Here is a 12,601-nt window from a genome sequence, read left to right on the forward strand (position 1 = left end):
ATCCGCCAAATTCCGAACCCGAAACGCAAATTGCATTTTTTGCAACACAGGGTGTCTTATTATTCGTTTTACAGCGTGCTATCGGCCCCTTGTCTATCCACAAGGGGATTATCATGAAGCTTTCTTTTGCCTTCGCGGCGGCTCTGTCGCTCTCGCTTTCCGCTGCGGCGATCGCCGCTGACGCGCCCGCGATCAAGACCAATGCACTTGTGAAGACGGTCGACGGCCGCAAGGTCGGCTTTATCGACCGCATCCTGAAGAACAACGCTGGCGAAACGACCGGCGTCCAGATCATCTACAGCGGCCGTTTCGTGGTTATTCCCGTGACCACGCTCAGCACGGCGGAAAAGGGTCTGGTCACCAGCCTGACCGCCAAGGAAGTGAACCGCCTCTAAGGCGTGCCGGGGCGCTGCATGGGGTCGGCTGGCTGACCTGACCGCAGCGCCCTCTTCCCTAGCGCGGTGCGATGGCAATCCTATTGCCGTTGCGAGTTGATGTTGCCGCCGTCCACGACGATCTCCGCGCCCGTCATGTAACTCGCTTCATCCGACATCAGGAAACGGATGACGCGTCCCAGTTCTTCCGGCGCGCCATAGCGGCCCAGCATGATCCGCCGCTCGAAATGCCCCGGCAAATGCGCCTTGGTCTCCGCAATGATCGGCGTATCGATCATGCCGGGGCTCACCGCGTTGATGCGGACCCCATCAGCAGCCAGTTCATCCGCCATCGAATGGACCAGCGATATCACCGCACCCTTCGCCGCGCTGTAGATCGGGATCATCCCGTTGCCCAGCGTCGCGTTGATGGATGACAATGCGACAATGGCGCTCCCCGGCGAAGCGCGCAGATCTTCGCGGAAAGCCTGGGTCATCAGGACGATCGACCGGACATGCAGCGCCAGTCCCGCATCCCAGTTTTCCGGAGTCACTCCGTCGATGCCCGTGGCTTCGGCCGTGCCCGCGCAGTGCACGATGCCACCGATCGCGCCGATCGCCGCCCGTGTCGCGATGGCGGCGGGGGTTACGGCCTGCGGGTTGCGCAGATCGACGCTGAAACCCGCCGCGCGCACGCCATAGCAGCTCTCGATGATGCTCGCCGATCCGGCCGCACCTTCCGCATTGATGTCCCACAGGGCGACCGGCCGACCGACGGCAGCCAGCGCATGCGCCGCCGCCAGTCCGATACCGGAAGCTCCGCCCGTGATCACGACGCCAGTGCCGGGCGATCCCAGCCGGGGCGTGAAGTCGGCGTCATTGTCCAATATCGGCATGGCAGCGTTCCTTATTGCTTCTCCAGATCGCGATAGGCCGCCGCGACAATCTCTGGCCGCATGCTGCCGTTCAACCAGGTCGGCCAATATTGGGTGAGATAGAGGAGGAAGAACTTGCGCTCCGGGTCCATCCAGCATGCCGTCCCCGCAGCACCCGGCCAACCGAACACACCCGCTGGCACCGAACCCGGCCAGTCAAAGAAGCTGTTGGTCTGCTCACTCGCCTTCAGCGATACGGACATGCCTGCGCCCATGCCGACGTTCGACAGCGTATAACCGATCGGCACGTCCACATGCGTCACCGCGTCGGGCAGCAGGTTCGATCGTGCGATCCGCACCGTCTCCGGCTTCAGAATGCGTACGCCGTCCAGCTCCCCCTCGTTGAGCAGCATGGCGGCAAAACGCGAATAATCATGCGCCGTCGACACCATGCCGCCGCCACCGGACGGATAATAAGGCCGCGCATAGAGGCTGTCCGCCGCATCATCGGCCAATGCCCATGCGCCATCCTCCTGCTGCTGCGGAAGATCGGCAAAGCGGGCGGCCTGATCCGCCGTGATGGAAAAACCCGTGTCCACCATGCCCAGCGGATCGAACAGGCGCGTCTTCAGGAAGGTTTCGAACGGCATGCCCGACGCGACTTCGATCACCAGCCCAAGCACGTCCAGCGCGACGCTGTAATCGAACCGTGTGCCGGGATCGGTCGCCAAGGGCAGGGCGGCAATACGCTCGCCCAATTCGGCAAGCGTTGCCGGCACCGGGAGATCGCCCGGACCCGGCACCCACTCCCGCGAACCCGGCGCCACGCCATGCTTCGTGTAGAGCTCGCCGAGCGTCATGCCGTCCATGCCAAAGCCCGCCGTATGGGTCAGCAGGTGGCGGACAGTGATCGGGCGAGCCGCAGGCCGCGTCACTTCCGGGTCATCACCCTCGATGACGCGCATCTCGGCGAAAGCGGGCAATATCTCACCGATCGGCTGGTCCAGCCCGATAACGCCATCCTCGATCAGCATCATCGCGCCGATGCCGGTGATCGGCTTCGACTGGGAAAAAACGCGGAAGATGGACCGCTCGTCCACGCCATCCTGGCGCGCATAGCCCAGCACGCCTTCTCCATGGTAGCGAACCGGACCATCCGCGGTTCCCCACGCAAGGATGCCGCCCGATATGACGCCCTGCTCGACAAATTCGCGCAGCTTAGCCTCGGTTTCCGGCAGGCTGATGACGTCCGGGCTAGTCTCGATCATGGCAGCAATCCTTCTTACGCACCCAATTGATGGCGAACGGTCAGCGCGGTCCCATGCGGATCGCGCCGTCCAGACGGATCACCTCTCCGTTCAGCATCGGATTTTCAATGATATTCTGAACCAGCTTCGCAAATTCTGCTGGTTTACCCAGCCGCGACGGGTGCGGCACCTGCTTGCCCAGCGAATCCTGCGTCGCCTGCGGCAGGCCTTGCAGCATCGGCGTCAGGAAAATGCCCGGCGCGATCGTCATCACCCGAATGCGATGTTGCGCCAGATCGCGCGCGATCGGCAACGTCATGCCCACGACACCGCCTTTGGACGCTGCGTAAGCAGCCTGGCCGATCTGCCCATCAAAGGCAGCGACGGACGCCGTGTTGACGATCACACCCGCTTCTTCGCCGTCCAACCCTGCGGCAACAAGCCGGGCGGCAAAGCGCGAAATGACGTTGAAGCTGCCGATCAGGTTGATCTCGACAGCCTTGCGGAACGCGTCCAGCGGATGGGGCGAACCATCCTTACCCACGACACGAAAGCCCGGCGCCACGCCGGCGCAGTTCACCAGCACACGCGGCGTCCCCAGCTTCGCTTCGGCCGCTGCCAGGCCCGCATCGACGGACTCGGCGCTGGTCACATCGACCTTATGGAAGCTGCCGCCCAACCGTTCGGCGAGCGACGCGCCAGCTTCCTCGTTCAAGTCGAAGATCGCCACGCGAGCGCCAAGCTCGGACAGCCTTTCCGCAGTCGCACTGCCCAGTCCCGAAGCGCCGCCGGTGACGACAGCGCACAAATTCTTAATGTCCACGACCGTTCCTCCGTGGCTTAGAAATCAAGGCTGAACGACTGGTCGAACTGAACGAAGCGGCGCGCGATCTTCCACCCGTCGCTTGTCTTCACCACCGTATCCCGCTGACGGCCAGTTACGACGATCTTGGCGCTCATCGGCGCATGCCCTGCGTTGGCGTTCATGAAGGCATATTCCGCATATACTGCGTCGTCCTTCTCGAACACGATCATGTTGAAGTTATAGTGGCGGTTCTTGCCTTCGGTCTGGTTGGCCGACTCCTTGGCATGTTCAACCTGAGCCTCGACGCCTTCATAGCGGATGGGCAGGCCCTCCATCTCCGTCACAACCTCGGGCGTGAAGAGGGAGGCAACGCCTTCCCAATCGCCAAAGTCGGAACAGCGGGTGAAACGCGCGACCAGTTCCTGAATCGCGATCTTGTCTTCCAGCGTGATCATCTCAATCCTCTCCGTTGAATTATTTTTCGCCATACCAAGGGAAGAAGGACGGCATCTGCGACGCCTTCCCCGTGAAGTCCGCTGGCCGTTTTTCATTGAAGGCGCGAACCCCTTCGCGGCCGTCCGCCTGACTGGTGTAGAATACCGCCAGCGATTCCGTCAGATGCGCCTGCCACGGATCGGGCTGCGCGCTGTTGCGGTTCAGCATCTGGCGGATCAGTGCGATCGAAACGGGCGAACGGTCCTTGACCAGTGATCGGGCAAAGGCCTTCGCCTCCTCAACCAGCGTCTCGGCCGGGAACACGCCGCGCACCAGTCCCTTGTCGTGCGCCTCGGCGGCATCGAAGATATCGGCCTTGTACGCCCACTCCATCGCCTGCTCCAAACCGACAATGCGCGGCAGGAAGAAGGACGAGCACGCCTCCATCGTGATGCCCAGCCGTCCAAAGACAAAGCCGAAGCGCGCCTTGTCCGATGCGAAGCGGAAATCCATCGGCAGCAGCATGGTCGAGCCGATACCCACCGCCGCGCCATTCACCGCGCCAACGATCGGCTTCAGGCAATCATACATCGCCATCGCCACGCGACCGCCCGTGTCCCGCACGCCCTTCAGGATCGCCGGATCGTCGCCGCGTTCGCGCAGATCTTCCATAGTCGGCGTCATGCTCTCGTCCAGGCCAAAGACATTGCCGCCGACGGACAGGTCCATGCCCGCACAGAAAGCGCGCCCCTCGCCCGTCACCACGATCACGCGCACCGCATCATCCTGGCTCGCCCGGCCATAGGCGTCGACCAGCTCTTCGCACATCTCGACCGTGAAGGCATTCAGCTTGTCCGGCCGGTTCAGCGTCAGCAGCAGGACGCCGTCATCCTCGACCTCATAGCGAATTGTATTGTAGCTCATGTTCATGCCTCCCCGGTCAGCGCCACGGCGCGGGCCAGCGCCTCGCGGCATTCGCCCACGATGCGCTCGATCAGTTCGGCGCATGTCGGAATATCGTCCATCAAACCGATGCCAAGCCCTGCCCAGACCAGCCCGCCATCCACTTCCCCGCTCTCCAGCGCCGCGCGCCCACGCGCACCGGCGACCAGCGGCCGAATATCCTCGAAGGTCGCGCCGGGCTCCCGTTCCTTGACGTTCACCTCCTCCGCGACGGCATTGCGGAACACGCGGGCCGTGTTGCGCAGCTGGCGGAAGATCAGCGTCGTGTCGCGCTCCGTCCCCTGCACCACCGCCTGCTTGATCGCCTCATGGATCGGCGCTTCCTTCGTCAGCATGAAACGGGTGCCCATGGTCACACCCTCCGCGCCCAGGGCCAGAGCCGCCGCCATGCTGCGCCCGGTCGCCATGCCGCCCGCCGCCAGGATCGGGATGTCCAGCGCCCGCGCCGCAGCGGGGATCAGCACCATGCCCGGAATATCATCCTCGCCCGGATGCCCCGCCGCTTCGAACCCGTCGATCGACACGGCATCGACGCCTGCACGCTGGGCCGACAGCGCATGGCGGACGGCGGTGCATTTGTGCACGATCTTGACGCCCGCCTGCTTGAAACGAGCGATGAACTCGGCGGGACTGCGCCCGGCTGTCTCGACCACGCCAACGCCCGATCCAGCAATGACTTCGGCATAGGCTTCGTAGGGAACCGGCTGCGCGGTCGGCAATATGGTCAGGTTCACGCCGAACGGCTTGTCCGTCATCGTGCGGCACCGCTCGATCTCGGCCGCCAGCGCCTCGGGCGTCGGCTGGGTCAGCGCCGTCAGGATGCCCAGACCGCCAGCATTGGACACCGCCGAAGCCAGCTCCGCGCGGCCCACCCACTGCATGCCACCCTGGATAATGGGATAGCGCGTGCCGGTAAGCTCGGTAATCCGGGTCTTCATTCCACCATTCCCCTTTGATCAGGCCGCTTCCGCCTCGCTCCATCCCAATTGGGCGAGCAGGGGATATTGCGCCGCCAGTTCTTCTGCATGCGCTGATGCGGCCGTTCCGCGTAGTGCCCTTGCCTTAATGCCATGATAGATGGCCGCAAGCCGGAAAAGAGCGAAAGCGCGGTAAAAGCCCATATGACCGATCCTGTCCCGCCCGGTCCTGCGGCAATAGGCGGCGATATACTCCTCCTCGGGCATCAGTTTCAGCGCGGCGAAATCGGCGCCCCGCAGGCCAGACAAGATGGCGGGTGGCAGCCGGTACATCATCAGGTGATTGACGAAATCCGCCAACGGATGGCCAAGCGTCGAAAGCTCCCAATCCAGCACCGCCGCAACGCGTGGCTCGGTCGGATGGAACACCATATTATCGGCCCGATAATCGCCATGGACGATCCGGCTTTCATCCCCAGCGGGAATATTCGCTGGCAGCCATTCGATCAACCGGTCCATATTGACGTCGCGGCCAGCCGCCTCGTCATTCAGATATTGGCGCGACCATCGTGCGATCTGCCGCTCGAAATAATTGCCCTTCTTCCCGAAATCATCAAGGCCCAGAGCCACGGGATCGAAATTGTGAAGCTGCGCCAAAGTCGCGTTCATCGCGTCGAAATAGGCGACCCGCTCTTCCGCCGCGACCGCCTCGAACCGCGAGTTCCAGAACACACGCCCTTCGACGCACTCCATGACATAGAACCAGCTGCCGATTACCGCATCGTCCGTGCAAAGCCCGTAGATGCGGGGCACCGGAAAACCTTCCTTGCCCAGCGCCGCGATCACCCGCGCCTCGCGATCCACGGCATGGGCGCCGGGCACCGTAACGCCGGGCGGCTTGCGGCGCATGACGAAAGAACGGCCCGGCACGTCCAGCCGGAAGGTCGGATTGGACTGCCCGCCCTTGAACTGCCGCACGGTCAGCGGCCCTTCCGCCTCGGGCACATGCTCCTTCAGCCACGCCCGCAACGCGCCCTCATCGAACCGATGCGCCTCGCGCACTTCGGACAGCCCGGCGTTCAGCTCCTCGGCATTCATGACTTCGCCAGCGCCTCGCGCTTGATCTTCTTGGCAAGCGACCATTTATGCACCTGCGTCGGCCCGTCATAAATGCGGAAGGCGCGGATTTCGCGGAATACCTGCTCCACGATCGTGTCATGGCTGACCCCAGTCCCGCCCATCACCTGGACGCACCGGTCAGCCACCCGAAACAGCGTCTCCGACACAGCCACCTTCGCCATGGAGCTTTCCGTGATCGCCTTGTCCCCGGCGTCCAGCACATCCGCACACCAATCGATCATCAACTCGCACTGCTTCAGGTCAATCAGATTGTCCGCCAGCATGAAGCCAACGCCCTCATGGTCGATCAGCGGCTTGCCGAACGCCTGCCGCTTGACCGCATAGTCCGTCGCAATCTCATTCGCGCGTGTCGCAGCGCCCAGCCAACGCATGCAATGGGTGAGCCGCGCCGGGGCCAGCCGAACCTGTGCGTAGGCAAACCCCTCATGCGGCGCGCCCAGCACGGCCTCGGGCGGCAGGCGCAAATTCTCGACCTTCACCACCGCATGACCGCCGGGCATCGAGCTATCGATCGTGCCGATCAGCCGTTCCTGCACCAGCGCGGGGTGCGGCAGCGGAACGAGGAACATCGTCGCAGCCGCTGTACCGTCATCCCGCTCCGTCTTCGCCATCAGGATGGCGAAGCTGGCTCCCGCGAATCCTGTAGCGAAAGCCTTGCGTCCATTGATCACCCATTCACCGCCCTCCAGCCGCGCGCGGGTCAGCATCATCGACGGGTCCGACCCAGTCCCGCCTTCCGTCGCCAGTTCGGTCATCAGGAAACAGGAGCGCCCATTCCCCGCAACCATCGGATCGAGGTAGCGGCTCTTCTGCTCTGCCGTAGCGACCTTGCCCAACAGGAACATATTGCCTTCGTCTGGCGCATTGGTGTTGCAGGCGAGCGGCCCCAGCGGCGACAATCCCGAAGCGCGCAGCACCCGCGCCGTCGCCCGGTGGCTAAGATGCGTTCCGTCCGCGCGGATATGCGGCGTCAGGACACCCGCTTCTCGTGCCTTGCCGCGCATTTCCTGCACCAGCGCATCCAGCGGACCATGATCGTCCCGACGGCCATCCGTTTCATAAGGAACGACCACGTCGCGGACGAAATTCTCGACCCTTCGAGCAATCGCCGCATCACCCTCATGATCTGCCATGGCTTGTCTCCGCGCCTCTCGTTTCTTGGCGCTTGCCAAGGGAAGAACCGCAATGCAAGGTGTAATTAGAAAGCCATATAAGAGCTTTCGTGCCCGTCATAGCAGGGCAGGTCGCACGGAGAGGACCGATAAAGAGATGAAGCATCTGCAACTCCGCAAGGAAGTGCATCACGGCAGGCTGGTCAATTGTCATCAGGATCGCCCCGCAGACATTTACGCCATGTTCCTGGACGCCGTCAGCCGGTCACCCGACGCGATCGCACTGGTCGACGGCAACGAGCGGTGGAGCTACGCCTTTCTCGCCGCCCGCGTAGCCGCCTGCGCCGCGCGTTTGACATCTCTCGGCCTCGCGACGGGCGACAGGCTCGCCATCCTGCTGTCCAACCGCGCCGATTATTCCACGCTGCTACTGGCGGCGGCAAGACTCGGCCTGATCGCCGTGCCCATGAATATCCGCCAGCGCGCGCCGGAAACCGCTTATGTGCTGGACGACAGCGGCGCCGCAGCCATCATCTATGACGACGCGCTGGAAGACCAGTTGCCCGGCCGCTCCGACCACCCCCAACTGCGCCACTGGCTCCGCTATTCCGACGAAGCTGCCCATTGGTCCAAAACCGCACCCGAAGCGCTGACCGACGCCCCCCACCGATCGGCTGTTAGCGAAGATGACCCCTTCTGCATCCTCTACACCTCTGGCACCACGGGCCGCCCCAAGGGCGCGGTTCTCACGCATCTCGGCATCGTCACCATCTGCATCGGCAGCCAGCAGCACCTGCAATTGAAGGATGGCGAGTCGATGGTCCTCGCGGTCCCTGCCTCGCACGTCACCGGGATCGGCCTCATCCTGATGCTCAGCATCCGGGTCGCGGGGAAGGTGGTGATGCAGCATGCGTTCAAGGCCCGCCCCTTCCTGGAACTCGCGCAGGCCGAACGTATGAGCTACGTCGTCATGGTCCCGGCCATGTACAAGCTATGCCTGATGGAGCCCGATTTCGCGGACTTCGACCTGTCGAGCTGGCGCATTGGCGCGTTTGGCGGAGCGCCCATGGCCGAATCCAGCATCGAAACACTTGCCGTACAGCTCCCGCAACTGACGCTGGTGAACATCTACGGATCGACCGAAACCTCGTCCCCGGCCGTCATGATGCCGCTTGGCGACTGTCCCGCTCATCCGGACAAGGTCGGCAAGGCCCTGCCTTATGCCGACATCATCATCATGGATGAGGAAGGCCGCGAACGCCCGCGCGGGGAGCAGGGCGAAATCTGGATCGCGGGCGCGATGACGATACCGCGCTACTGGAACAACCCCGAAGCAACGGAACGGGGCTTTACCGCCGGCTATTGGAAATCGGGTGACATCGGCACGATGGACGCGAACGGCTATATCCGCGTGCTCGACCGGATGAAGGACATGATCAATCGCGGCGGCTTCAAGATTTACTCGGTCGAGGTCGAAAACATGCTCATGTCGCATGAGGCCGTCACAGAGGCCGTCGTGATCGGCAGGCCCTGCCCTGTCCTGGGCGAACGGGTCGAAGCGTTCGTTGTCGCACCCGACCAGACAGACGGCGCGAGCCTGCGCGACTTCTGCGCACGGCATCTGTCCGACTACAAGGTTCCCGACCATGTCTACATCGTGGAGGGGCCGCTTCCCCGCAATGCCAACGGCAAGCTGCTGAAAACCGCGGTTCGCGAATGGCTGCCCCAAACGGCAGGGAGCGAACTCGCCTGAATTACAGTGCATGTTGTCATATCTTGCAGGCCGTGGCGGAATAAGTTAGGACTCACTTGGTTAGCGAGCCGCCTCAGCTTTCCCTGTCTACAAATTAAGGGGCGGTCGGCGATGCAGGTACTCAGGAGAGTTCACATGACCACCCAGTTCCGCCCAGTGGCCCCGCCCCAGATCATCGAAAGCGCCTATACCGACGACCAGCATCGCCGCATGCTGAACGTCGTGCGGGAAAACGGCCCCTGGTCGTTGATCCTGGCACAACATTTCAAGTCACCCGAAGAAGTCGTTGCGACGACCTCGGGCGGCCTTCCGGCTGGCTTTACCCCCACATGGGACATGTTCCTTTCGCCGGTATTCCGTGGCTATCTCGCGCAAGGATCGACGGTCCAGCATCCCGATATCGAAGACTGCTTCTTCAACAAGAAATTCCTCGATCTGGTTCGGGGATATTGGAAGGCCGAATACGCCCGGCCCGAAAATATGCTGTTCAACATTCAGGGGCCGTGTCCCGGCGCTGGGGCGCCCCATGTCGACGGCACCCGCTTTCGTGGCATCTCCATGCAGACATCGCCGGTATGGCTGATGAACATCATGGTGAAGTCCGGCCTGTTCGAACATTGGCGCGCGAAAAAGGCGCAGGTGATCACCTGGTATTATAAGGGCAAGGTCGGCGGCGGCTTCAACTACTGGCCCGATGGCCCGCAGGGCCAGCCCGCCCAGATCAAGGCGCCGATGTGGAGCCGCGCGGTCGTCGTTGAAAATGAAATGATGTACCACACGGCAGAAGCCAGCGGCCCCGCCGCCCTGCGCCGACCCGAAGGGCTCGCGATCAATTCGCTCATGAGCGCCGATCCCGAAGATCCCAATGGCTGGCAGATCACCACGGACGGCAAAGTCATCCAGAAGATACCGGAAGACGAGTTCCGCTTCCTCATCCACTGGGGCGCGGACATCTTCATGGACTATCGCGAACTCAAACAGTCGCTCGACCACACCGACGACATCAGCCATGATCAAGTATTCGACATGCTGATCACCGATCTTCGCGCACGCGGCGCCACTTTCGAAGTGCCCAGCGATCCGCTCACCGATCAACAGTTCATCCGCTTGCTGGTCCAGACCTATGATCCCGGCAAGCCGTCCATCTTCCCGCCGGAACCGGAAGAAGCACTGGCGGCCTGATGCCTCTCTCCTTCAGCCTGGCGGGCAGGACCGCGCTCATCACCGGGGCAAGCAGCGGGCTCGGCGCGCACTTCGCGCGCACGCTCGCTGCCGAGGGTGTTCAGCTGATCCTCGCCGCCCGGCGTGGCGACCAGTTGGAAAGCCTTGCCGCATCGCTCCCCCACGCGCGCGCCATCTCGCTCGACGTACAGGACACCGCCTCCGTCGATCGCTTGTGGGAAGAGGTCGGCGCCGTCGACATCTTGATCAACAATGCTGGCGTCGTAAGCGCTGGTCCAATGCTTGATCAGGATGCGTCGCAATGGGATCGCGTCATGGATACCAATGCGCGCGGTGCTTATCTGGTCGCGCGCGGGGCGGCGCACGCCATGATTGCGGCAGGTCGGCCGGGCAGCATCATCAACATCGCGTCCATCCTTGGCCTTCGGCAGGGCGCACAGCTTGGCCCCTATGCCATTTCAAAGGCCGCCTTGGTGCAGATGACCAAGGTCATGGCGCTGGAATGGGCGCGCTACGATATCCGCGTGAACGCCCTGTGCCCCGGCTACATCGTAACGCCCTTGAATGAGCATTTCTGGGGAACGGACGCGGGCAAGGCGATGATCAACCGGATACCGCAGCGCCGGATAGGAAGCCCGGTAAATCTGGACGGCGCCCTGCTCCTGCTAGCGTCCGATCTTGGCTCCTACATCACGGGCGCGGAACTGGTCGTAGACGGCGGGCACCTCGTCAGCTCGCTTTAACCGCCTCCGCCTCTCCGGAACCCATGGCTGGACTCTTGACGCCGGGTGGATCGCTGTTGCTTCCTTGCTCACGGAAGGAACCCGATGCGCATTCTCGTCCTCGGCGCGACCGGCTATCTCGGATCGCACATCGCCCGGCACCTTACGGCGTCCGGCCATCAGCTGAGCGGCCTCAGCCGCACAAGCGAAGGCGATCGCGCGCTTATCGATCATGGCATAACCCCTCTACGGGGTGATTTGTCGCATCTGGACGCCGTCATCGACATGCTGCGCCAGCACGACGCCACCATCTACGCCGCCCAACTGCTCCTTCAGCAGGAACATGACACCGTCAGGCGCTTGCTCAATGCAGCTGACGGACGCGGTCATCAGTTCATCTTCACCAGCGGCACCGGCCTTCTTTCGCAACGCACGGACGGGCTATGGAGCGAGGACAGTTTCGCCGAGGATGACCCGTTCGAACCCTCCAAATATATTGGCCTCCGGTTCGACACGGAAAATATCGTCCGCCGCGCCGGATCATCGGGCGGAGTGCGCGCCATGGTGATCAGGCCCCCGATGATCTGGGGGCATGGCGGCTGCGGCCATCTGCGCATGTTCTACAGCGACGCCGGACGCACAGGCGAAGTCGGTTATCTTGGGCAGGGCCTCAACCTCTATTCCAACGTCCATGTCGATGATCTGGCGGAAGTGTATCGCCTCGCGCTGGACCGGGGTTCACCCGGCACCCTTTATCACGCCGTCGCAGGCGAACTGAACAACCGCACTCTGGCACAGGCAGTCGCCCGCGACCTCGGCATTCAGGCGCGCAGCATCGATTTTTCCGAAGGCGTCCGCCGCTGGGGAAAATTCGGAACGCTGATCGGCATGGCGACATGCAGCCGCTCCCGCAGCCCCCGCACCCGCCGGGACCTCGGCTGGACACCCCGCCACCTCGATGTGCTGAGCGACATAGGCCATCCCGCCTATCGAGCGCTTGCCGGTCGATAGCTTCCGCCAACCCGGAAGAGGCGCAGCGCCGCTTTAACCGCGCCTCGTTGCGCGCTTCAGTAAAG

At 63.0% G+C, this 12,601-nt stretch carries 13 protein-coding genes; 5 read left to right on the plus strand and 8 right to left on the minus strand.

The window, feature by feature from the left end:
- The first annotated feature begins 113 nt into the window (after positions 1-113).
- Positions 114-395, plus strand: a complete 282-nt coding sequence (locus ACYU81_RS15165) for a hypothetical protein (protein ID WP_460988447.1) — start codon at positions 114-116, stop codon at positions 393-395.
- Positions 396-475: 80 nt separating this feature from the next.
- Here the strand turns inward: ACYU81_RS15165 and ACYU81_RS15170 are convergent, their stop codons facing one another.
- Genes ACYU81_RS15170 through ACYU81_RS15205 form a run of 8 tightly spaced genes read right to left on the minus strand, consistent with a single transcriptional unit; the run spans position 476 to position 7,889 of the window.
- A complete protein-coding gene (locus ACYU81_RS15170) occupies positions 476-1,270 on the minus strand; it encodes an SDR family NAD(P)-dependent oxidoreductase (protein ID WP_460988448.1) in 795 nt (264 codons plus the stop codon).
- A gap of 11 nt (positions 1,271-1,281) precedes the next feature.
- Complete coding sequence (locus tag ACYU81_RS15175) at positions 1,282-2,517, minus strand: serine hydrolase domain-containing protein (protein WP_460988449.1); 1,236 nt, start codon at positions 2,515-2,517, stop codon at positions 1,282-1,284.
- Positions 2,518-2,557: 40 nt separating this feature from the next.
- Positions 2,558-3,319, minus strand: coding sequence for a 3-hydroxyacyl-CoA dehydrogenase (locus ACYU81_RS15180; protein ID WP_460988450.1), 762 nt, complete (start codon positions 3,317-3,319; stop codon positions 2,558-2,560).
- A gap of 17 nt (positions 3,320-3,336) precedes the next feature.
- Positions 3,337-3,756: a nuclear transport factor 2 family protein gene (locus ACYU81_RS15185; protein ID WP_460988452.1), complete on the minus strand. Its 420-nt coding sequence runs from the start codon at positions 3,754-3,756 to the stop codon at positions 3,337-3,339.
- Between the two features lie 19 nt (positions 3,757-3,775).
- On the minus strand, positions 3,776-4,660 hold the full coding sequence (locus ACYU81_RS15190; protein WP_460988453.1) for a crotonase/enoyl-CoA hydratase family protein: 885 nt from the start codon (positions 4,658-4,660) through the stop codon (positions 3,776-3,778).
- A gap of 2 nt (positions 4,661-4,662) precedes the next feature.
- Positions 4,663-5,637: an NAD(P)H-dependent flavin oxidoreductase gene (locus tag ACYU81_RS15195; protein WP_460988454.1), complete on the minus strand. Its 975-nt coding sequence runs from the start codon at positions 5,635-5,637 to the stop codon at positions 4,663-4,665.
- 18 nt (positions 5,638-5,655) lie between these two features.
- Positions 5,656-6,714, minus strand: a complete 1,059-nt coding sequence (locus ACYU81_RS15200) for a phosphotransferase (protein ID WP_460988455.1) — start codon at positions 6,712-6,714, stop codon at positions 5,656-5,658.
- Positions 6,711-7,889 (minus strand): acyl-CoA dehydrogenase family protein, encoded by a 1,179-nt coding sequence (locus tag ACYU81_RS15205; protein WP_460988456.1) that lies wholly within the window; start codon positions 7,887-7,889, stop codon positions 6,711-6,713. The genes ACYU81_RS15200 and ACYU81_RS15205 overlap by 4 nt, the downstream gene beginning before the upstream one ends.
- Before the next feature lie 136 nt (positions 7,890-8,025).
- On the opposite strand from ACYU81_RS15205, the gene ACYU81_RS15210 reads away from it, so the two are divergent.
- The 4 genes from ACYU81_RS15210 to ACYU81_RS15225 all read left to right on the plus strand — a co-directional run bounded on the left by ACYU81_RS15210 (position 8,026) and on the right by ACYU81_RS15225 (position 12,536).
- Positions 8,026-9,621 carry a class I adenylate-forming enzyme family protein gene (locus ACYU81_RS15210; RefSeq protein WP_460988457.1) on the plus strand — a complete coding sequence of 532 codons (1,596 nt, stop codon included), beginning with the start codon at positions 8,026-8,028 and terminating at the stop codon, positions 9,619-9,621.
- Between the two features lie 135 nt (positions 9,622-9,756).
- A complete protein-coding gene (locus ACYU81_RS15215) occupies positions 9,757-10,803 on the plus strand; it encodes a hypothetical protein (protein WP_460988459.1) in 1,047 nt (348 codons plus the stop codon).
- A complete protein-coding gene (locus ACYU81_RS15220) occupies positions 10,803-11,546 on the plus strand; it encodes a glucose 1-dehydrogenase (protein ID WP_460988460.1) in 744 nt (247 codons plus the stop codon). The genes ACYU81_RS15215 and ACYU81_RS15220 overlap by 1 nt, the downstream gene beginning before the upstream one ends.
- A gap of 84 nt (positions 11,547-11,630) precedes the next feature.
- Complete coding sequence (locus ACYU81_RS15225; protein WP_460988461.1) at positions 11,631-12,536, plus strand: NAD-dependent epimerase/dehydratase family protein; 906 nt, start codon at positions 11,631-11,633, stop codon at positions 12,534-12,536.
- Positions 12,537-12,601 lie beyond the last annotated feature (65 nt).

The organism is Sphingobium sp. TomTYG75 (genome assembly GCF_054771635.1).